This is a genomic window from Bradyrhizobium semiaridum (genome assembly GCF_020329505.1).
GTDB classification, from domain to species: Bacteria; Pseudomonadota; Alphaproteobacteria; order Rhizobiales; family Xanthobacteraceae; genus Bradyrhizobium; species Bradyrhizobium semiaridum.
In genome coordinates, this window is sequence record NZ_JAGKJJ010000011.1 from 128257 (window position 1) to 148811 (window position 20555).

General features: G+C 65.0%; 18 protein-coding genes. 10 read left to right on the forward strand and 8 right to left on the reverse strand.

The window, feature by feature from the left end:
* The first annotated feature begins 75 nt into the window (after positions 1 to 75).
* On the forward strand, positions 76 to 828 hold the full coding sequence (locus tag J6500_RS15665) for a transglutaminase-like cysteine peptidase (RefSeq protein ID WP_225713596.1): 753 nt from the start codon (positions 76 to 78) through the stop codon (positions 826 to 828).
* 153 nt (positions 829 to 981) lie between these two features.
* On the opposite strand, the gene J6500_RS15670 is transcribed toward J6500_RS15665, so the two are convergent.
* The 6 genes from J6500_RS15670 to J6500_RS15695 form a co-directional block, all read right to left on the reverse strand.
* A complete protein-coding gene (locus tag J6500_RS15670) occupies positions 982 to 2181 on the reverse strand; it encodes an ABC transporter substrate-binding protein (protein ID WP_225713597.1) in 1200 nt (399 codons plus the stop codon).
* Positions 2182 to 2277: 96 nt separating this feature from the next.
* Positions 2278 to 4116, reverse strand: coding sequence for an AMP-dependent synthetase/ligase (locus J6500_RS15675; RefSeq protein ID WP_225713598.1), 1839 nt, complete (start codon positions 4114 to 4116; stop codon positions 2278 to 2280).
* A gap of 148 nt (positions 4117 to 4264) precedes the next feature.
* Positions 4265 to 5044 (reverse strand): ABC transporter ATP-binding protein, encoded by a 780-nt coding sequence (locus J6500_RS15680; RefSeq protein ID WP_225713599.1) that lies wholly within the window; start codon positions 5042 to 5044, stop codon positions 4265 to 4267.
* 10 nt (positions 5045 to 5054) lie between these two features.
* Positions 5055 to 5813, reverse strand: coding sequence for an ABC transporter ATP-binding protein (locus tag J6500_RS15685; RefSeq protein ID WP_376707809.1), 759 nt, complete (start codon positions 5811 to 5813; stop codon positions 5055 to 5057).
* Positions 5810 to 6961: a branched-chain amino acid ABC transporter permease gene (locus J6500_RS15690; protein WP_225713600.1), complete on the reverse strand. Its 1152-nt coding sequence runs from the start codon at positions 6959 to 6961 to the stop codon at positions 5810 to 5812. The genes J6500_RS15685 and J6500_RS15690 overlap by 4 nt, the downstream gene beginning before the upstream one ends.
* A gap of 4 nt (positions 6962 to 6965) precedes the next feature.
* Positions 6966 to 7841, reverse strand: a complete 876-nt coding sequence (locus J6500_RS15695; RefSeq protein WP_225713601.1) for a branched-chain amino acid ABC transporter permease — start codon at positions 7839 to 7841, stop codon at positions 6966 to 6968.
* A gap of 294 nt (positions 7842 to 8135) precedes the next feature.
* On the opposite strand from J6500_RS15695, the gene J6500_RS15700 reads away from it, so the two are divergent.
* The 6 genes from J6500_RS15700 (at position 8136) to J6500_RS15725 (ending at position 15010) form a co-directional block, all read left to right on the forward strand.
* Entirely contained in the window at positions 8136 to 8888 is a 753-nt protein-coding gene (locus J6500_RS15700; RefSeq protein WP_225713602.1) for an ABC transporter ATP-binding protein, read from the forward strand.
* A complete protein-coding gene (locus J6500_RS15705) occupies positions 8885 to 10405 on the forward strand; it encodes a permease (RefSeq protein WP_225713603.1) in 1521 nt (506 codons plus the stop codon). The genes J6500_RS15700 and J6500_RS15705 overlap by 4 nt, the downstream gene beginning before the upstream one ends.
* A 191-nt stretch (positions 10406 to 10596) precedes the next feature.
* Positions 10597 to 11655 (forward strand): toxic anion resistance protein, encoded by a 1059-nt coding sequence (locus J6500_RS15710; protein ID WP_225713604.1) that lies wholly within the window; start codon positions 10597 to 10599, stop codon positions 11653 to 11655.
* A complete protein-coding gene (locus tag J6500_RS15715; protein ID WP_225713605.1) occupies positions 11652 to 13241 on the forward strand; it encodes a substrate-binding domain-containing protein in 1590 nt (529 codons plus the stop codon). The genes J6500_RS15710 and J6500_RS15715 overlap by 4 nt, the downstream gene beginning before the upstream one ends.
* Entirely contained in the window at positions 13242 to 13898 is a 657-nt protein-coding gene (locus tag J6500_RS15720) for a 5-bromo-4-chloroindolyl phosphate hydrolysis family protein (protein ID WP_225713606.1), read from the forward strand.
* Complete coding sequence (locus tag J6500_RS15725; protein WP_225713607.1) at positions 13898 to 15010, forward strand: hypothetical protein; 1113 nt, start codon at positions 13898 to 13900, stop codon at positions 15008 to 15010. The genes J6500_RS15720 and J6500_RS15725 overlap by 1 nt, the downstream gene beginning before the upstream one ends.
* Before the next feature lie 13 nt (positions 15011 to 15023).
* On the opposite strand, the gene J6500_RS15730 is transcribed toward J6500_RS15725, so the two are convergent.
* Positions 15024 to 15962 carry an alpha/beta fold hydrolase gene (locus tag J6500_RS15730; RefSeq protein ID WP_225713608.1) on the reverse strand — a complete coding sequence of 313 codons (939 nt, stop codon included), beginning with the start codon at positions 15960 to 15962 and terminating at the stop codon, positions 15024 to 15026.
* Positions 15963 to 16124: 162 nt separating this feature from the next.
* On the opposite strand from J6500_RS15730, the gene J6500_RS15735 reads away from it, so the two are divergent.
* Genes J6500_RS15735 through J6500_RS15745 form a run of 3 tightly spaced genes read left to right on the forward strand, consistent with a single transcriptional unit; the run spans position 16125 to position 18974 of the window.
* Positions 16125 to 16940, forward strand: a complete 816-nt coding sequence (locus J6500_RS15735) for an MBL fold metallo-hydrolase (protein ID WP_225713609.1) — start codon at positions 16125 to 16127, stop codon at positions 16938 to 16940.
* Between the two features lie 40 nt (positions 16941 to 16980).
* Entirely contained in the window at positions 16981 to 18030 is a 1050-nt protein-coding gene (locus tag J6500_RS15740; RefSeq protein ID WP_225713610.1) for an amidohydrolase family protein, read from the forward strand.
* 11 nt (positions 18031 to 18041) lie between these two features.
* The gene (locus J6500_RS15745; protein WP_225713633.1) at positions 18042 to 18974 is read left to right on the forward strand and encodes a GNAT family N-acetyltransferase; all 933 of its coding nucleotides are present in this window, start codon (positions 18042 to 18044) and stop codon (positions 18972 to 18974) included.
* Between the two features lie 228 nt (positions 18975 to 19202).
* On the opposite strand, the gene J6500_RS15750 is transcribed toward J6500_RS15745, so the two are convergent.
* Positions 19203 to 20459, reverse strand: a complete 1257-nt coding sequence (locus tag J6500_RS15750; RefSeq protein WP_225713611.1) for an aminopeptidase — start codon at positions 20457 to 20459, stop codon at positions 19203 to 19205.
* Between the last annotated feature and the right edge of the window lie 96 nt (positions 20460 to 20555).

A 20555-nucleotide genomic window follows, 5' to 3' on the forward strand; every position in this document is an offset into this window, starting at 1 on the left:
CACGCTGACGGAAAGGAAACGATCTGGTCGCGTGCGCGGTAACATCATCCGCCGATGCCCGGACGGGGGTGTCAGATGGGAATCGCTTGTTACTCGCGTGCGCTGCGCGCCGTCGTGCTGGCTTGCGGCCTCGCTTTGATCGCGCCGCTCGGCCAACTCAGCGCAGCCTCGCTGCTCTCGCCCGGCCCGGCCGAACTAATGAAGAAGTCGGGCGAACCCTTCGGGCAGCCGACCAGCCTGCTCGCGGAAGGCGGGCTGCGCGACAAATGGCTCGGCCTGCAACACCATCTCACCGACGATCTGGTGCAGCTTGCGATCTGCGAAGGCAACCGTGCCGGCTGCGGATCGCCCGAGGCGCTGCGCTTCCTCGCGATCGTCGATGCCGGACGGGCGCGCAGCGGCCGTGCCCGGCTCGGCGAGATCAACCGCGCCATCAACCTTGCGATTCGCCCCGGCACCGATCTCGCGCAATACGGCGAGATCGATGTCTGGAGTTCGCCGCTCGCGACCTTCGGCCGAGGTGCCGGCGACTGCGAGGACTACGCGATCGCGAAATTCGTGGCCCTGCGGATGGCCGGCGTCGCGGCGGAGGATCTGCGCATCGTCGTGATGCACGATTTGCTCGGCGGTGAGGATCATGCCGTCGTCGCAGCGCGGCTCGACGGCCACTGGCTGACGCTCGACAACCGCCGCATGGCGATGATCGAGGACACCTCGATCAGGAGCTTTCGCCCCAGCTTCGTCATCGATCAGCGCGGCGTCAGCAAATATGTCGATGCGCTGCCCGTTACCGAGGTTGCATTGCGGCCGGCGACGCGGGTGAATTGACCGATCGACACTCTATTCCGTCATTGCGAGGAACGAAGCGACTAAGCAATCCACTGATCCGCATGTGGCGGCGTGGATTGCTTCGCGGAGCGTGTCATCGGGCGCGCATTCGCGCGACCCGTTGGCTCATAACGACGTCCGGAAGAGATCTCCTCAGAACATCAGATTGTCCTTCACCAGAACCCAGCGGCCGCCCTTGACCTGCTGCACCTGGGTGATGGTGTTGGCGAGGTGGTCGGTCTTGGAGAACTTGGTTGGCGGCGAGTTGAAGATGTCGAGGAACTTATCACCTGATTCCAGCGCGTCGAGCATCTTCTGTCCGGTGAGGTCCTTGCCCGCCTTTTGAGCGTAGAAAGCGAAGGTCATCACCGCGTTGTAGCCGATGATCGCCTGGGTATTGGCGTCGGCGTTGAACATCTTCTTGTAGTTGATGAGCCAGTCCTTCACCTTGCCCTTGGCCGTATCCTCATAGGGAATCTCGAACCCCGACGCGGCATAGAGCCCTTCGACCGCCTCCTTGCCGAGCGCCGGCACTTCGAGCACGTTGGTCGGCGTGGCGCCGAGGAAAGTGACATCCCAACCGAGCTTCTTGGCTTCGCCCATCGCGCCGATGGTCTCGCGGATCACGGTGCCGAGCACGACGAGGTCGCAGCCGTCGGCCTTCATCTTGGCGACCTGGGCCGAGAAGTCCGAGGCGCCGCGCTTGTAGCTGGTGACCGAGGCCGGCTGCAGCTTCATCGTTGTGAGCTGCTGGGTGAAGCCATCGAGCACATTCTTCCCGTACTCGTCGTCCTGATGCATGATGCAGGGCTTCTTGAAGTTCTTCCACTCCACCATGTATTTCAGCGCGGCACGCGTGCTCTCGACATAGGGCAGCAGGTTGTTGAACTTCAGCCGCTCCTGCGGCTTGCTCGGATCGAACTTGAAGGTGAACTCCGCAGCGGTGAGCGGGAACAGTTGCAAGACGCCGGCATCGAACAGCACATCCTGCGCGGCGAGCACGGTCGGCGAGCCCATCGCGCCGATCATCGCGAAGATCTTGTCGCGCTCGACCATTTTCTGCGACGCCAGCACGGCCTTCTTCGGATCGTAGCCGTTGTCTTCGAGGATCAGCTTGATCTTGCGGCCGTTGATGCCGCCCGCGGCATTGATCTCCTCGACTGCCATCTTCATGCCGTTGGACACCGGAACGCCCCAGACCTTGATCGGGCCGGAGAGGTCCTGATGCGTGCCGATCACGATCTCGGTCGGCGAGATCCCCTCGTTGGTCACCTTGGTCTGGGCCGCGGCGGGCAGGCAGGTCAGCGCCAGAGCGCTCACCGCAAGGCCCAGCGCTTTCAGCGATTTCGACATTGCAGTCTCCTCCTTCAATGGCCCCTTGTTGAGCGAAGGGTCGGGCCTGCTCAGGCCTTCGCCGTTTCGGTTTGCCGCCTCCTCGACGCGGCCGCTCTAGGCGACTGCGCGTTCGCCATACATGGCGTCGATCTCGGCGGCGTAGCGCTTGTTCACGAAGCTGCGCTTCAGCTTCATGGTCGGCGTCAGCTCCTCGTCCTCGGGCGTGAGCTGGCGCTCGATCAGATAGAACTTCTTGATGGTCTCGACCCGCGCGAACTTGGCGTTGACCGCCTCGATCTCGCGCTGGATCAGATCCTGGACCTCGCGGGCGCGGCACAGGCTGGCGTAATTGGTGAATGGGATGTCGTGATCCTGCGCGAATTTCTCGACATTCTCCTGATCGATCATGATCAGGCAGGTGAGGTACGGCCGCTTGTCGCCGATCACCACCGCATCCGAGACGTAAGGTGAGAATTTGAGCTGGTTCTCGATCTCCGACGGCGTGATGTTCTTGCCGCCCGAGGTGATGATGATGTCCTTCATCCGGTCGGTGATCTTGACATAGCCTTCATTATCGATCGTACCGACGTCGCCGGTGTGCAGCCAGCCCTTGGCGTCGATCGTCTCGGCGGTCTTCTCCGGCTGGTTGAGATAGCCCATGAACAGGAAGTCGCCCTTGATCAGGATCTCGCCCTTCGGGCAGATCATCACCTCGCCCCAGGGGGCGGCCTTGCCGACCGAGCCGAGCTTTATGCGCTCCGTCGGCATGATGGTGGCGACGCCGCAATTCTCGGTCTGGCCGTAGACTTCGCGCATGTCGATGCCGAGCGCGAGATACCAGCGGATCAGGTCCGGCGAGATCGGCGCCGCGCCGGTGAAAGCGATCCGGCAGCGGTCGAGCCCGAGCATGCGGCGGATGTTGCGGAACACCAGCCAGTAGGCGGCTCGGTTGGCGAGCCGCAGCGACAGCGGTGGCGTCTGGCCTTCGAGCCGGCACTCGGTCATGCGGTTGCCGATCGCGAGCGCGCGGGCATACATCCAGTTCTGGAACGGGGTCGCGTCCTTCAGCGCGATGGTGATGCCGGAATAGAATTTTTCCCAGATCCGCGGCACCGCGAGGAACGCGGTCGGCTGCACCTCGCGCAGATTGTCCGGCACGGTTTCGGGGCTCTCGGCGAAATTCATCACCGAGCCGAGCGCGACCGAGATGTAGTAGCCGCCGACCCGCTCGGCGACGTGGCACAGCGGCAGGAACACCAGCCGCTCCTCGCTGTCGGTCGAGGGGAACAGATCGTTGGCATGGCGCATCTGGTGCGTCACGCTGCGATTGGCGTGCATCGCACCCTTGGGCGGGCCCGTGGTACCCGACGTATAGACCAGGATCGCGAGGTCGGATGCGGTGCGGCTGCCGATCATCTCGTCCCACAGCGCCGCGTTACCCTGCGCGTGGTTGCGGCCGAGCGCCGTGAACTCGGCGAGCGACAGCACCATCGGATCGGAGAAGCCGCTGAGGCCCTCCATGTCGAACACGACGATCTTCTCCAGTGTCGGGCAGCGCGCCCGGCAGGCCAGCACCTTGTCGAGTTGCTCCTCGTCTTCGACGAAAATGACCTTGGTACGGGAGTCATTGACGAGGTATTCGACCTGCGCCGCCGAGTCGGTCGGGTAGATGCCCGACGACACGCCCCCGGCGCACAGGATGCCCATGTCGGCATGGACCCATTCCGGCACCGCGTTGGCGATGATCGAGGCGACATCGCCGGGGCGGAAGCCGATCGCATGCAGGCCGTAGGCGATGTCCTTTGAAATCTGCAGCCATTCGCGCCAACTGGTCGGCTGCCAGATGCCGAACTTCTTCTCGCGGATCGCGGGCTTGTCGCCACGCGTCTCCACCGCGCGCAGAAAACTCCTTGCGATCGTGTCGGCGACCGTCAGCACCGCCGGTCCGGCCATGCGCGTTCCCTCCTCTGTCGCCCGCCGCGCGCGCCGGTCTTGGTGCCGGTCTTGTTCGCTCAGCAGGCCTGAAATCTAGCTCCAAGTCCCTCGCGACGCCAAATCTACCTTAGTCGTCCCTGGCGCTATCCCGGATCACCAGGCCGGCCTAGCGCCAGGTCTTCTTCTTCTTCCAGCGCCGCTCGCCCCGCGCGCCTTGCTCCTTGGCGCCGAGATAGAACTCCTGGATGTCGGGCGAATGCATCAGCCGCTCGCAGGTGTCATTCATGACGACGCGGCCGATCTCCAGCACATAGCCGTAATGCGCCGTCTCCAGCGCGATCTTGGCATTCTGCTCGACCAGCAGGATCGACATGCCCTGCTCCTCATTGACGCGGCGGATGATGGTGAAGATCTCCTTCACCAGGATCGGCGAGAGGCCCAGCGACGGCTCGTCGAGCAGCAGCAGCGTCGGACGGTTCATCAGCGCCCGCCCGATCGCGAGCATCTGCTGCTCGCCGCCCGAAAGCTGCCCGGCGGGCTGGCCCAACCGCTCCTTCAACCGTGGAAAATAGCCGTAGACACGCTCCAGGTCCTGCGCCACGCCGTCGCGGTCCTTGCGCGGATAAGCGCCCATCATCAGGTTCTCGCGCACCGACAGAAACGGAAACACCTCCCTCCCCTCCGGCACGTGGCTGAGGCCGAGTCGCACGATCTTGTCGGCCTCCATGCGCTGGATCGGCTTGCCGAGGAATTCGATCGATCCCTTCTGCGGATCGAGGATGCCGGAGATCGTCTTCAGCACCGTGGTCTTGCCGGCGCCGTTGGCCCCGAGCAGCGTCACGATCCGGCCGCGCGGCACCTCGAGGCTGATGCCGCGGATGGCCATGATCGGCCCGTAATAGCTCTCGATATTGCTGAGCTTGAGGATGATGTCCGGCGTGCTCATGGCATCATCCTCATGCACCAAGATACGCCGCGACGACATCGGGATGATGCTGCACCTCCGACGGCGAGCCCATCGCCAGCACGCGGCCGTAGTTCAGCGCGATGACGCGGTCGGAGACCCGGTTGACCAGCGTCATGTCGTGCTCGACCATCAGCACGGTAATGCCGAGCTCGCTCTTCATGTCTCGGATCCAGAACGACATGTCGTCGGTCTCCTCGACATTGAGCCCCGAGGACGGCTCGTCGAGCAGGATCAGCTTCGGCTCCGAGCACAGTGCGCGCGCCAGCTCGATCACCTTGCGCACGCCGTAGGGCAGGCCGGAGATCAGCTTGTCGCGATAGGGCTCGAGATCGAGGAATTCGATCACCTGCTCGACGCGGCGGCGATGCAGCTTCTCGCTGGCGCGCACGCTCGGCATGAACAGCAGTTCCTGCCAGAGCCGGGTGGTGGAATGGCGATGGCGGCCGACCAGCAGGTTGCTCAGCACAGTCGCATTCTCGAACAGCTCGATGTTCTGGAAGGTGCGGGCAATGCCGAGCTTGGCGATGTCGTAAGGCGGCTGCTGCGTGATGTCCTGATCCTCGAAGAAGATCTTGCCCGAGGTCGGCGGATAGATCCGCGAGATCAGATTGAAGATCGAGCTCTTGCCGGCGCCGTTGGGCCCGATGATCGAGAGGATCTCGCCCTTCTCGACCGCGAAGCTGACGGCGTCGACAGCCTTCAGGCCGCCGAAATGCAGCGAGAGATTCTCGGCGCGGAAATAGCTCATCTGTTCCGCTCCGATTTCACATAGATCTTCTGCCGCTTGAAGGTCGCGCGCTTGTAGAGCGGAAACAGTTGGAAGAAGAGCTTGATCTTGAGCCAGCGGCCATACAGCCCCAGAGGCTCAAACAGCACGAACACCACGATGATGATGCCGTAGATCGCCCCCTTCAGCCCGTTGGCGGAGGCAAACGCGGCGACGGCATCCTGGATATGGGCGGCGCGCTCGGTGCCGGCGCCGAATGTCGCGGCGACGCCGGCGATCACGCCGGGCATGTCGTCCTTCAGATAGGTCAGGAACGGATCGATCATGACCAGGAAGATCGCGCCCAGCACCGCGCCGTGCAGGCTGAAGGTGCCCCCGATCAGGATCATGATGATGAACTCGATCGAAAGCTGCAACGTGAACATCTCGGGCGAGATGAAGGAAAGCTTGTGCGCAAACAGCACCCCGGCAAAACCGGTGATCGCCGCCGAGATCGCGAACGACTTGACCTTGTAGAGCGCGACATTGATGCCCATGCTGCGTGCCGCTGTCTCGCTGTCGCGGATCGCGACGAACGCTCGCCCGGTCGGCGAGCGCAGCAGATTGAGCGTGCCGACGATGGTCAGCACCAGCACCGCGAGGCAGAGATAGTAGAACACCGGGCCGTCGCGCGACATCGAGGTGCCGAGCAGCTGGATGGTCTTGACCCGCATGCCTTCATTGCCGTGGGTCACGCTTTCCCAGCGCGCCAGGATCTCCTCGACGATGAAGGCGAAAGAGATCGTCGCGATCACGAGATAGATGCCCTGCAGCCGCAGCGCCGGGAAGCCAACCAGCGCGCCGACCACGCCGGTGAGCAGCCCCGCCGCGAGGAAATAGACCGGGAACGGCACGTTGTGTTGCTGCAAATAGGCCGCGGTGTAGGCGCCGATCGCCAGGAACGCGGCGTGGCCAAGCGAGGCCTGTCCGGTGAAGCCGGTCAGGATCATCAAGCCGACGCCGACAGTCGCGTAGATGCAGACGAAGACCAGCTGGCTCATCAGATAGCTGGAGAGCACATACGGCGCGAGCAGCAGCGCGGCGAGCAGCAGGCCGTAGGTGTAGATGTAGCCGGAATGCGGAAACAGCCTGATGTCGTCTTCGTAGTCGGTCTTGAAGAGAAACCGCATCAGCTCAGACCTTCTTGCGCACGTGCAGGCCGAACAGCCCCTCGGGCTTCAGCAGCAGCACCGCGAGCAGCACGATGTAGGGCGCGACATCCTTCCAGCCCTGCGGCAGATAGAAGCCGGCCATGCTCTCGATCACGCCGATCAGGACGCCGCCGACCACGGCGCCGGGAATCGAACCGAAGCCGCCGAGCACCGCGGCAGGAAACGCCTTCAGCCCCAACACCAGGCCGACATTGGAATGGATGAAGGTGATCGGCGCCAGCAGCACGCCGGCGCAGGTCGCCACCGCCGCCGAGATCGCCCACACGATCGAGACCACGCGCTTGACCGGAATGCCCATGTAATAGGCAGCCAGCATGTTCTCGGAACTTGCCCGCATCGCGGTGCCGAGCGTGGTGCGGTTGAAGAACAAATAGAGCAGCGCACAGAGGATGATGGTGGCGGCGATCACCGAGAGCTTGTCATAGGCCAGCACCAGGCTGCCGATCCGCAGCACGCCCTGGCTGAATGGGGTCTCGATCTTGAAATCGTCGGTGCCCCAGATCATGCCGGAGATCGAGCGCAGGAAATAGCCGAGGCCGATCGTCGCCATGATGATGGAGAATTGCGGATAGCCGAGGATCGGCCGCACCACGAGCCGCTCGGCCAGCATGCCGAACAGCGCCATGCAGATCACGGCGCCGGCAAAGCCGATCCAGTAATTCAGCCCGAGCAGGCCGATGAAGGTGAAGGCAAAGAAGCCGCCGAGCATCATCAAATCGCCCTGCGCGAAATTGACGACCTCGGTTGCCTTGTAGACCAGCACAAAGCCGAGCGCGATCAGGCCGTAAACGCAGCCGAGCGCAATGCCGCTGACGAGCTGCTGAACGAAGTCCAGCATCCTTTTCCCTCCCCGATGCCCGGCGATTCTTTTCGATCGCCTGGTGCATCCGCCTTCGCGCCCTTGTGTCGCAAGCGCTGAAAGCCGCCTATGTCCGTTCCGGATTGAGCCAAAAGGCCCGATCCGTGTCAACAAAGCGCTGGCCCCGCCAACATCATTACATTTGCGGAGAATTGCCGCAGCACGGACTATTACGGATATCGCCTCCGATTTGCCTGGCGCGATTCACCGCACCGAAACGGTTTTGCCACAGGGTGCACAACCGAAGAGCGCAGCACCGGACCGCCGCCTGTCATGACATCAGAGCCATCCGCACTCGCCGTGCGAGGGTTAACCAAGCGTTTTGACCGCCCGGCGGTCGATGCGCTCGATCTCACCGTGCGTATCGGCGAATTCTACGCGCTGCTCGGCCCGAACGGCGCCGGCAAGACCACGACGCTGCGCATGGTGGCGGGGCTGCTCAAGCCCGACGCCGGCTCGGTGTCGATCCTCGGCATCGATGCGCTGGACGATCCGGTCGCAGCCAAGCAGATCACGGCCTGGGTCTCGGACGAGCCGATGATCTACGACAAGCTGACGCCGCTGGAATACCTCGAATTCGTCGCCGGCCTGTGGGGCGTCGATCCCAGCCAGTCGGAGATGACGGCGCGCGACCTGCTGGTGTCGCTCGGACTCGAACGGCATCTCAATGAACGCTGCGAGGGGTTTTCGAAGGGCATGCGCCAGAAGGTGGCGCTCGCCGGCGCGCTGGTGCACGACCCGCGCCTGATCATTCTCGATGAACCGCTGACCGGGCTCGACGCGCTGTCGGCGCGTCATGTCAAGGGATTGTTGCAGGAGCGCGTGCGCGCCGGCTGCACCGTGATCATGACCACTCATATTCTCGAGGTCGCCGAGCGGATGGCCGACCGGATCGGCGTCATCGCGGCCGGCCGCCTGATCGCCGAAGGCACGCTGGCCGAGCTGCGCCAGCAGAACGGACGCAACGACACCAGCCTGGAAGATATGTTCATCGCGCTGGTCGATACCGAAGCGGCCGCCGCGTGAACTCCGCCGCCCATCTCGCCTGGTTCGCCCGCCACGAAATTCGCCTCGCCTGGCGCGAATGGCTGGCGATGATGACCGGCGGCCGGCGCCGGCGCAATCGCGCGGTGATCGGCCTCGTGATCTTCGCCGTGGTGCTCCACCTGCCGGCCTATGCCGTGATTGGACGCTTTGCCGGCCTGCAATTCCCGCTCGATCCGTCGTCGCTGCTCGTGCTGAGCGCGACGATCTTCCTGTCATGGGCGCTGTTGCTGTCACAGGCCATCGAATCCGTGACACGGGTGTTCTATGCACGCGCCGATCTCGACCTGATCATGTCGTCGCCGGTTCAGCTCACCAACATCTTCTCGATCCGCATTGCCGCCATCGCGCTGACCGTGACCTGCATGGCATTGCTGTTTTCGGCGCCGTTCATCGACGTGCTGGCATTTCTCGGCGGCGCGCACTGGCTCGCCGGATTCGGCCTGGTCATCGCGCTCGGCCTGTCGGCGGCGGCCGCCGCGATCACGGTGACCGTCTGGCTGTTCCGCCTGATCGGACCGAGCCGGACGCGGCTGGTGGCGCAGATCGTCTCCGCGGTCATCGGCGCGGGTTTCGTCATCGCATTGCAGGTCGTTGCTGTGCTGTCCTACGGGACGCTGTCGCGCTTTGCCGTTCTGACCACCGACACCGCGGCACGAATCGCGCCCGATCCCGACAGCTTCGTCTGGTGGCCGGCGCGCGCGGCGCTCGGCAACCTCGACATCATGATGCTGCTGATCGCCGCCGCGCTGGTGCTGCTCGGCCTCGTCATGGCGGTGTTCGCGCCGCGCTTTGCCGACACGGTGGTCAGCGTCGCAGCCAATCCGGCGGTGGCCGCGCGCGGGCGCAGCCGCGCATTCCGCGGCGGCTCACGGCCGCAGGCGCTGCGCTGGAAGGAATTTCTGCTGCTGCGCCGCGATCCGTGGCTGCTGTCGCAGAGCCTGATGCAGATGCTCTATCTGGTGCCGCCGGCGCTGATGCTGTGGCGCAGCTTCTCCGATTCCTCGACCGCGATCGTGCTGATCACGCCCGTCGTCGTGATGGCCGCGGGGCAGCTCGCCGGCGGACTGGCCTGGCTGACAATCTCGGGCGAGGACGCCGCCGATCTGGTGGCGACAGCACCGCTGCCGCCGTCGCGGGTAATCCGGGCCAAGATCGAGGTGGTGCTGATCGCAATCACCGTGATCTTCGCACCGATGATCGCAGCATTGGCGTTCGCCTCGCCGGTGCAGGCCGCCGTCACCGCAATCGCGGTGATGGTCGTGACCACATCCGCCGCCGCGATCCAGCTCTGGTTCCGCGCGCAGGCGAGGCGCAGCCAATTCCGCCGGCGCCAGACCTCATCGCGCATCGCGACCTTCGCGGAAGCGTTCTGCTCGATCGGCTGGGCCGCGACCGCTGCGCTGGCGCTGACGATCCCGATTGCGGCCGCCGTCAGCGGCATTCTGACGCTGATGGTGCTCGTCGCAGCCTGGAAGATCAGCCCGCGGCGCGGCTGACGGCGCAGCGCCGGAAAATATTCACTATCCCATTGAACCCGATACGGATTTCCACCGACTGGGATAGCAGAGACGAATCCGGCGGTGTCATCGAATCGTTCGAGTGCGATCGTTATCTTGCTGGAATTCTGACCCGACACCATTTCTTGCCCGAGGTTCCTGCCAGGGGCGAAACACAGGAGAGGAAGCGGATGAGCGAGACCATCAATGTCCCGGCGGTGATGGTGGATGCGTCCGCAGTCGCGCGTATCAGGTCCGAGATCGACATCGCCGACCGGTCACGCATTGTCACTTTCGGCGATCGCGCGCAGCGCTCGGTCGTCGAGTTCGCCGACCGCATCCTGGCGCAGACCCAGAACCGCGAGCTGGGCCCGACCGGCAAGCTGCTGTCGGACATCCTCGCCAAGGCACGCAGCCTCGATCCGGCCTCGCTCAAGGACGGCAACTTCCTCACCCGGCTGTTCTCGTCGATGGAAGCGCGGCTGCGACGCTTCACCGAGCAGTTCGGCGACGTCGCCTCGCAGATCGATCGCGTCTGCGTCGAGCTTGATCGCAACAAGGAAACGCTGCGCCGCGACATCGCGGTGCTGGACGAACTGCATGAGCAGACCAAGGAGTCGCTGGTCGATCTCGATTCGCACATCGCGGCCGGCAAGGCCTTCGTGGAGGACTTTCGCCGCGGCAAGCTGCTCGAGCTGGAGCAAGCCGCGAAGGGAGCGGCCGGCGGCAGCGACGCGCTGTTGGCGGCGCAGACCTTCCAGGATGCGGCCCAGGCGCTCGACCGGCTCGAAAAGCGCATCTTCTATTTGCAGCAGGCGCGCCAGATCGGCATCCAGCAACTGCCGCAGATCCGCATCGTGCAGTCCGGCGACGAGACGCTGATCGAGAACTTGCAGGCCACCACCGAGCTGACCATTCCGGTCTGGAAGCAGAAGATGATTCTGCTGCTCGGCCTCAGCAGGCAGAAATCGGCGCTCGACCTGCAGAAGACGGTCACCGATGCGACCAACGAGATGATGCGGCAGGCGTCCGAGATGATGAAGACGCAGGCGATCGAGATCGAGAAGCAGTCGCAGCGCGGCATTGTCGACATTGAGACGCTGGAGAAGACCAACCGCGATCTGCTCGATACGATCACGGGCGTCTTCAATGTCCAGGAGCAGGGCCGCAAGAAGCGCGCCGAGATCGAGCAGCGCATGGCGCAGCTGACTGACGAGCTGAAATCGGCGTTGTCCAAGTCACCCACATGAACCTCGCCACCACACGGCATGCCGCGATGATGTTCGCGGCCGGCCTGTTGCTCGCGCTCGGAATCGGCGCCTGCTCGGCGCCGGGGCCGCAATTCACCATCCTGTCCGGTTCGGAGAACGAGGTACTGGCGCCGATGGTGCAGGAGTTCTGCGAACAGCGCCGTGCGACCTGCACGGTGCGCTACCAGGGCTCGCTCGACATCGCGCTGGCGCTCAAGCCGGGCAACGATCCCGATGCCGACGCCGTGTGGCCCGCGGCGTCGATCTGGATCGACATGTTCGACACCGCAAGGCGCGTCAAGTCGGTGAAGTCGGTTGCCCAGATGCCGGTCATCCTCGGCGTCAGGCGCTCGAAGGCGCAGGCGCTGGGCTGGGTCGGCGCCGAGGTGACGACCAGGGACATCCTCTCCGCCGTCGAAAGCGGCAAGCTGAAATTCCTGATGACGTCGGCGACGCAATCGAACTCCGGTGCCGCCGCCTATCTCGCCATGCTGGCGGCCGGAATCGGCAAGCCCGACCTGATCGAGGCCGGCGATCTCGACAAGACCGAAGTGTTAGCCACCGTGCGCGGCCTCCTGCGCGGAGTCGAACGCTCGTCCGGCTCCAGCGGCTGGCTCGCCGATCTCTACCGCGACGGCCAGCGCACCGGCGCCAAGTATGACGCCATGTGGAACTACGAGGCCGTCATCAAGGAGACCAACGACAAGCTGATCGCCGACCGCCAGGAACCGCTTTATGCCGTCTACCCCGAGGACGGCGTGTCGGTCGGCGATTCCCCGCTCGGCTTTGTCGATCGCGGACGCGGCAAGGAAGTCGAGGCGTTCTTCAACGATTTGCAGGCGTTCCTGCTCAAGAACGAGACCCAGGCCCGGATCGCCGCGACCGGACGCCGGGTCGAGCTCGGCCGCGCCGCTCCGCTCAAGGCCGACACCGCCACCAATCTCGACCCCGGCCGTCCGCTGACCGTGGTGCGGCCGCCGGAACCCGCCGTGATCCAGAAGGCGCTCGCGCTGTACCAGGAGGCGCTGCGGCGGCCGTCGCTGACCGCGCTGTGCCTCGACGTGTCAGGCAGCATGCAGGGCCATGGCGAAACGCAACTGCTCGACGCGATGCGGTTCCTGTTCACGCCGGCACGCACCCGCGAGGTGCTGGTGCAATGGTCGAAGGACGATCAGATCATCGTGCTGCCGTTCAGCGACCACGTGCTGTGGGCCGCGGCCGCCGGCGGCGACGATGCCGCCCAGGCCGGTCTGCTGGACAAGGCGCTGCAGCTGCGCGCCAATGGCGGCACCGATTTCTACACCTGCGCGGCACGAGCGCTCGACGCCATGAAGCCGTTTCTCGACCGTGGACAACATCTGCCCGCCATTGTCATTATGACCGATGGCAAGAGCCAGGGCGTGATGACGACGTTCGAGCTGCCGTGGCGGGAGGACGGGCACCGTGTGCCGGTGTTCGGCGTCACCTTCGGTGACAGCGCCGACCGCAGCCAGCTCGACAAGCTGGCGGCGCTCACCGGCGGCCGGGTGTTCGACGGCACCAAGAGCCTGACCCAGGCGTTTCGTGCCGTGCGGGGATACAACTGAATGCCATCGGCACGGTCAGGAATGAACTGGATCGCCGGCGGCGCCGGCGCGGCCGTGCTGTTGCCGCTGCTCGCGATCGGCGTCGGCATGCCGTTCTGGGCCGCCGCGCTGATCAGCGTCGTCGCCGGCGGCGGCGTGGTGGCCCTGCTCGCGCCACGCAAGATGTTCGAGGGGCTGGATGCGAGCGGCGCGGCGCGCGGCAAGATCGAGTTCGCCCGCGAACTCTTGACCGATGCCGAACCGCTGGCGATCCGGCTCGAGGTCGCGGTCAGCACGATCCGCACCAAAAAGGTCGCCGAGCGCGTCCGCCATCTGGCGAAGACCTCGCGCGAGATCTTTGCCGGCGTCGAGGAAGAGCCGTTGCGGATCGATCGCGTGCGCCGCTTCCTGACTTACTATCTGCCGCGCGCCGCCGATCTCGCCGAAGCCTATGCCGTGCTCGAGAAGAGCGGCAGCCGCGACCCGGCACGGCTGGTCACGACCAGCGACCTGATCGACCGCCTGGATACCGCCTTCACCCATTACGCCGCGAACCTGCAGGAAGCCGATCTCGACAATCTCGACGTCGAGCTCAAGCTGCTGAAGAGCTCGCTCGACGAGGACCTCGGGCCGGCGGCGCTGCCGGCCCCGTCGGATCCGGACAAGAGGAGAGCCTGATGGCCATTTCCCGTCGGGCGTTCGGTCTCGGCCTGCTCGCCGCCAGCGCCGCCGGCACCGGCGGCTATGTCTATCTGCGGCAGCATCCGGAGATCGCCGGCCGGTTCGGCGAGCCGAAGCGGCTGTTCGGCTTCTCCGGCGGCGAGAAGGAAGGCTTTCTCGCCAATGCCCGCGTCCGCAGCGTGCTGGAGCGTCGGTTCGGTCTGATCCTCGATGCGCGGCGCGCTGGTTCGGTCGAGATGGTGCGCGAACGCACGCTGCTCGACCAGAAGCCGCAATTCCTGTGGCCATCCTCGTCCGTGCTGGTCGACGTCGCGCGCTCGTCCGGCGTCAGAATCTCGCGCGACCAGGTGATCTTCAACTCGCCGATCGTGCTGTATTCCTGGGACCGTATCGCCGACGGTCTGGTCAAGGGCGGCTTCGCCGAGCCGGCCGGCGGCCCGCGCTACACCGTCGACCTTCTGAAGGTGCTCAAAGCGATCATCGCCGGCGAGACATGGGAGGCGATGGGCGTCGCCGGCCTGTTCGGCCGTGCCCGCGTTGTGTCGACCGATCCCAACAGGTCGAACTCCGGCTTCATGTTCGCAGGGCTGGCCGCGAGCCTGCTCAGCGGCGACGTCATTGCGCTGGATTCGCTCGGCAAGATCGACGGCGACGTCGCCACCGTGTTCCGCCGCATGGGCTACAAGCCGCCGTCATCAGGCAAGCTGTTCGACGACTATGTCGCGGGCGGCGCCGGCGCCCAGCCGCTGATCGTCGGCTACGAGAACCAGCTGATCGAGTGGGTGCTGCAAGACGCCGAGCGCTGGAAGCGGGTCGAGGCCAACGCACCGTCCAAGCCGGTGATCCTGTATCCGAAACCGACCGCCTTCTCGGCCCATCCGCTGATCAGCATCGACCGCGCCGCCGACGAACTGATCGATGCGCTGGTCAGCGAAAGCCTGCTCGAACTCGCCTGGGAGGAGCACGGTTTTCGCGGACCGCTCGGCACCATCGGCAAGGCGCGCAACGCGCTGCTGCAATCGCGGCTGATTGAACGCATCGACGCCGTGCTGCCGATCCCCGACGCGCCGGTCATGCTGGCGTTGCTCGACCGGCTCTCGACCGCGTAGGCTGCGGCACCCGTCACGCGTTGATCAGCTCCATCACCGCCGCGGCGAACGCCCCCGGCTCTTCCTGCGGCAGATTGTGGCCGGCGCGCGGGATCACGCGATGTACCCGGCGTCCGCTGAACTTTGCGGCGCTGGCGCTGCCGTCGGTCACGACCGCAACGCCGTCGCCGGCACCATCCAGCGTGATGGCGGGAACGGTGATGACCGGCAACGCGGCAAGCCGGCGCTGCAGCTCGGCATAGCGCGGGTCGCCGTCGGCAAGACCGTAGCGGTGCCGGTAACTGTGGATCACGACGTCGACATAGTCGGGATTGTCGAAGGCGACCGCCGTCCGTTCGAAGCAGGCGTCGTCAAACTGCCAGTTCGGCGACCATTGCGACCACAGGATTCTCGCGATGCCGCGCCGGTTGGCAGCAAGACCGGCGCGACCGCGCTCGATCTGGAAGTAATATTGATACCAGAGCGGGACTTCGCGCTCCGGTCGCGCCGGCACCATCGCATTGGCGATGTCCTGGATCAGATAGCTGTTGACGCTGACGAGCCCGATGCAGCGCTCCGGCCACAGCGCGGCGCCGACGCAGGCCGCACGGCCGCCCCAGTCATAGCCGGCGAACACCGCACGCTGGATCTGGAGCGCATCCATCAGCGCCATCATGTCGGCGCCGATCGCCGCCTGCTCGCCCGAGCGCGGCGTCTCCGCATCACGAAACACCGTCGGCCCGTAGCCGCGCAGATACGGCACGACGACCCGGCAGCCCTGCGCCGCCAGCATCGGCGCGACATCGACATAAGAATGGATGTCGTAGGGAAAGCCGTGCATCAGCATCACGGCCGGGCCGTCGGCGGGGCCGGCCTCGTAGTAGGCGATGTTGAGCACGCCGGCATCGACGTGGCGCAGCGGCTCCAGCCGCTTGGTCGAGGGCGCGCGTGGCGCGGAAGCAGTGTCGATCACAGCAGACTCCTGATCGTGTCGTTTGCGGCATGGTAGCCTGTTCGGCCGGACGGATCGCGTGCAGTCCGCGCGATGGAGCGATGCGCCCGCGTCATCATGACGGCACGGCAATTCGGCGCTAGTCTGGCGGCCGCGCGGATGTCCCCGAAGACGGAACATGTCATGCTGAGATTGCTCGCCGTGCTCGTCCTGCTGGTCACGTTCACCGGCAATACCTGGGCGCAGGACGCCCAGCGCAGCGAATGCCTGGCGATGGCGGGCGCTCCGCCGCGCGCCATCCCCGTCAACTACCGGCGCGTCGCGGCAAAGGCCGACGAGGTCGCCATCACCTATGCCGGCCACTCGACCTACTACATCGACACGCCCGGCGGCATCCGCATCGCGACCGACTACAACGGCGTCTACCGCACCGGACGGTTGCCCGACGTCGCCACCATGAACCGCGCGCACGAGACCCACTACACGCTGTTTCCGGATCCGAAAATTCCCCACGTCATGCACGGCTGGGGTGAGAAGGGGCAACCCGCGCACTACGCGATGCGGATCGGCGACGTCTATATCCGCAACGTCACCACCGACATCCGCCGCTATTGGGGCGAGGATTCCGGCGGCGCGATGATCAAGGACGGCAATTCGATCTTCATCTTCGAGGTCGCCGGGCTCTGCATCGGCCATCTCGGCCATCTGCATCACAAGCTCGATGACAGCCATTTCGCCGCGATCGGCCGGCTCGACATCGTGATGGTGCCGATCGACGGCACCTATACGATGTCGCTCGACGGCGTCTCCGAGATCACGAAGCGGCTGCGCGCGGCGGTGGTGCTGCCGATGCACCGCTTCGCGACCCCGCTCGAGGAGTTCATGCGCCTGATCGGCCAGCAGTTCGAGATCGACCGCCGCGGCGGCGAGCGCACCTTGCGGATGTCGCGTGACACACTGCCGACGACACCGACGGTGATTATCCTCGACGGCGTTTGATGTCTCTCTTCAACAACAAGCAAAAACGGGAGTGAAATCGATGGCCAGCACCTTACCCGCCTCCGCCAGCGGACTTTATGCCAATCCGCGTGAGGACTGGCTCGCGCAGTATACCGAGGAGGTGATCGATCCCGCCCGGCCGATCGTCGATCCGCATCATCATCTCTGGGACCGCGGTGGGCTGCGCTATCTGATCGAGGACATGCGCGACGACATCGCCTCCGGCCACAACATCGTCGCCACCGTCTATGTCGATTGCCGCTCGATGTACCGCGCCGACGGCCCGGAGGCCTTCAAGCCGGTCGGCGAGGTTGAGTTCGCCAATGGCGTTGCCGCGATGTCGGCCAGCGGCGGCTACGGCAAGGCAAAAATCTGCGCCGGCATCGTCAGCCACGTCAATCTTCTGATCGGCGATCAGGCCAAGGCCGTGCTGGAGGCGGAGATCGCGGCGGGCAACGGCCGGTTCCGCGGCATCCGCCACTCGTCGGCCTGGGACGAAGACCCTCACGTCGCCCACATGTATGCGAACCGGCCGAAGGGCATCCTGCTCGATCCGACCTTCCGCAAGGGCTTTGCCTGCCTTGCCCCGCTCGGCCTCAGCTTCGACGCCTGGCTGTTCCACCCGCAGATCGGCGAGCTCACCGACCTCGCCCGTGCCTTTCCCGACACCAGGATCGTACTCGACCATTGCGGCGGCCCGGTCGGCACCGGCCGCTTCGCCGGCAAGCGCGCCGAGGTGTTTCCGGTCTGGAAGGCATCCATCCAGGAGATCGCCAAATGCCAAAACGTCGTCGTCAAGCTCGGCGGGCTGGCGATGTGCCTGCTCGGCTACGATTTCCATCTCCGCCCCAAGCCGCCGTCGTCGGAGGAACTCGCGGCCGCCTGGCGGCCTTATATCGAGACCTGCATCGAGGCGTTCGGCCCGAGCCGTTGCATGTTCGAGAGCAACTTCCCACCTGACAAGGGTCAGTGCAGCTATCAGGTGATCTTCAACGCCTTCAAACGGCTAGCTTCACAATATAGCGAAGTCGAGAAGACGGCCCTGTTCTTGCAGACGGCAAAGGATGTTTATCGGCTCGATATCGGATAAGCTTGGCAGCCATGGATGACGGCATCACCATCCGGCCGCTCCGGGAGACCGATGCGGAAGCGGTTGTTGCGCTCTATACAAGGGCGGCCGCGGTGGAACCGCGGCTCGGCCCGGTCACGCTGCCGCAATGGGATCAATTCCTGAAGCTGCCGCAGAACCGCGGCGGCCGCGATTTTCGTGTCGCCGGGCGGGGCGGCCGCCTGGTCGGGCTCGCGGAGTCGTCGCTGCGCCATCACGGCGCGCACCAGTCCCGCTTCCTCAAGATCGTCGTGGCGCCAGAGGCGCGGCGCCGCCACGTCGGCCTGGCGCTGCTCGACGACGTGCTGGCGATCGACGCCGAGGCTGACCTCACCGTGCAGACGCAAGTCAGCCCCGACTGGCCGGCCGGCATGGCCTTCGTCACCGTGTTCGGCTTCGTTCATGTCGGATCGGAAATCGGCATGAAGTGCGTGGAACCGCTGCAGCCAGCTCGCACGCTGGCCGCCGCGCGCGCCTCGATCGAGCAGGTCGGCGACGTGACCACCTGTGCCGCCGAGGTCGCGCGCATCCATAACGCTGCCTATGCCTCGGACGCCGCATTCCGCCTGTACTCACCGGAGGAGATGGCGCAGCTTCTGACCGAGAGCGAAGTCTGGATCGCATCCGAGGACGGGCAGGTGTCCGGCTTCTGCCTGACCGAGCCGGAGCAGAACTCGATGTGGATCGAGTCGATGGCCGTCGATCCGGCGCGGCAGGGACGCGGGCTCGGCCAGCTCCTGCTCTATCGCGTGCTGACCGCGCACGACGTCTCAGTTGAGCACCCGTGCTGGCTCAATGTCTCGAGCCGCAACGCCGCCGCGCTGAAGATCTATCGCCGTCTCGGCTTCCGCCCGCAGCACGAAACCTGCCGCTTCAGCGCCACGCGAGCCGAGCTGATCGCCGCACGCGAGGGGCGATTTCAATAGAGCAGAATGAGTTAACTATAACCGGAGCGACGAACTCCGATCACCTCGCCCCGCGTGCGGGGAGAGGTCGGAACGCATCGTTAGACCGGGTGAGGGGGAACCTCCGCGAATCCAGCTGTCACCGTGTTTGCGCAGACGACCCCTGACCCCACCCCTCTCCCCGTAAGAACGGGGCGAGGGAGCGCCCTGCCGTCGCGCCGCAAGTTGACCTGATCTCTAGCCGAGCCCTTACGCCCACTCGCCCTTACGGAACACGGGCACGCTGCGGCCGTCGGCGTGGATGCCGTCGATATCGGTATGGGCGGAGCCGATCATCCAGTCGATATGGATCAGGCTCTTGTTGCCACCCTGCTCGGCGATCTGCTGCGGTGTCAGTTTGTCGCCGCCAACGAAACATTTCGAATAGCACTGGCCGAGCGCGATGTGCGAGGCGGCATTCTCGTCGAACAACGTGTTGAAGAACAGCAGCCCGCTCTTGGAGATCGGCGAGGAGTGCGGCACCAGCGCAACCTCGCCGAGCCGGCGCGCGCCCTCGTCGGTATCGAGCACCTTCTTCAGGACTTCCTCGCCACGCGAGGCCTTGGCCTCGACGATGCGGCCTTCCTCGAACTTGACCGAAATGTTGTCGATCAGCGTGCCCTGATAGGACAGCGGTTTCGAGCTGACGACATGGCCGCTGACGCGCCGGCAATGCGGCGTGGTGAAGACCTCCTCGGTCGGGATGTTGGCATTGCAGACGATGCCGTTCTTGGCAGTCGAGGCGCCGCCTTCCCATTCATGTCCGTCGGCGAGCCCAACCGTCAGGTCCATGCCGGGGCCGGAATATTTCAGCGCATGGAAGCGCTGGCCGTTCAGCCACTCGGTGCGCTCGCGCAGTTTCGCATTGTGCTTCTCCCAGGCGGCGACGGCGCCGTCTTGGTCGACCCGCGACGCCGAGAAGATCGCGTCGGCGAGTTTTGCGACCGCGACGTTCTCAGCATCATCAGGAAAAACCTGCCTGGCCCAGGATGCGCTGGGATAGGCGATGATGTTCCAGTTGGTGTCGAAATTGACGATCTTCTCCAGCGCCGGCTGGTAGGCGATCGAATTGGCCTTGCTGGCGCGCGCCACCTTGGTCGGGTCCTCGCCCGACAGCAGCATCGGATTGTCGCCGACGATCGCCAGCCGCGCGGTGTTGGCGCCGAACGCCTTCGCCATGCCCTCATAGAGCCAGCTCGCGGCTCGATCGAAGCTCGCGTCGTTCGCATAGCGGTAGCGCGCCAGCGTGATCTCCTCATCCGATAAGAACGGAGTCACGAGACCCGCACCGGCCTTGTAGGCATGCTCGGCGATCCGCCGCACCAGCGGCATCGCGACCGCGGGCGCGGTCAGCAGCAGATCCTGCCCCGGCTGGAGCTGCAGCCCGACCTTGACCGCGACTTCGGCGAGCCGGTCGAGCTTTACGGGATCGATCGAGGCGGAAAGATTGCGCTGATGTGCAGTCATGAAGCATCCGGTGTCGATTGGGGAATTGACCGATTCGTAGTCCAATTCGAGCCGGGTTCGCAAGGTTCCCGCCTCGATCACCGATCACGCGACGGC

Coding starts and splice junctions, on each gene's coding strand:
- J6500_RS15665 (WP_225713596.1), top strand. CDS start 76: ATGGGAATCGCTTGTTACTCGCGTGCGCTGCGCGCCGTCGTGCTGGCT.
- J6500_RS15670 (WP_225713597.1), bottom strand. CDS start 2,181: ATGTCGAAATCGCTGAAAGCGCTGGGCCTTGCGGTGAGCGCTCTGGCG.
- J6500_RS15675 (WP_225713598.1), bottom strand. CDS start 4,116: ATGGCCGGACCGGCGGTGCTGACGGTCGCCGACACGATCGCAAGGAGT.
- J6500_RS15680 (WP_225713599.1), bottom strand. CDS start 5,044: ATGAGCACGCCGGACATCATCCTCAAGCTCAGCAATATCGAGAGCTAT.
- J6500_RS15685 (WP_376707809.1), bottom strand. CDS start 5,813: ATGAGCTATTTCCGCGCCGAGAATCTCTCGCTGCATTTCGGCGGCCTG.
- J6500_RS15690 (WP_225713600.1), bottom strand. CDS start 6,961: ATGCGGTTTCTCTTCAAGACCGACTACGAAGACGACATCAGGCTGTTT.
- J6500_RS15695 (WP_225713601.1), bottom strand. CDS start 7,841: ATGCTGGACTTCGTTCAGCAGCTCGTCAGCGGCATTGCGCTCGGCTGC.
- J6500_RS15700 (WP_225713602.1), top strand. CDS start 8,136: ATGACATCAGAGCCATCCGCACTCGCCGTGCGAGGGTTAACCAAGCGT.
- J6500_RS15710 (WP_225713604.1), top strand. CDS start 10,597: ATGAGCGAGACCATCAATGTCCCGGCGGTGATGGTGGATGCGTCCGCA.
- J6500_RS15715 (WP_225713605.1), top strand. CDS start 11,652: ATGAACCTCGCCACCACACGGCATGCCGCGATGATGTTCGCGGCCGGC.
- J6500_RS15720 (WP_225713606.1), top strand. CDS start 13,242: ATGCCATCGGCACGGTCAGGAATGAACTGGATCGCCGGCGGCGCCGGC.
- J6500_RS15725 (WP_225713607.1), top strand. CDS start 13,898: ATGGCCATTTCCCGTCGGGCGTTCGGTCTCGGCCTGCTCGCCGCCAGC.
- J6500_RS15735 (WP_225713609.1), top strand. CDS start 16,125: ATGCTGAGATTGCTCGCCGTGCTCGTCCTGCTGGTCACGTTCACCGGC.
- J6500_RS15740 (WP_225713610.1), top strand. CDS start 16,981: ATGGCCAGCACCTTACCCGCCTCCGCCAGCGGACTTTATGCCAATCCG.
- J6500_RS15745 (WP_225713633.1), top strand. CDS start 18,042: ATGGATGACGGCATCACCATCCGGCCGCTCCGGGAGACCGATGCGGAA.
- J6500_RS15750 (WP_225713611.1), bottom strand. CDS start 20,459: ATGACTGCACATCAGCGCAATCTTTCCGCCTCGATCGATCCCGTAAAG.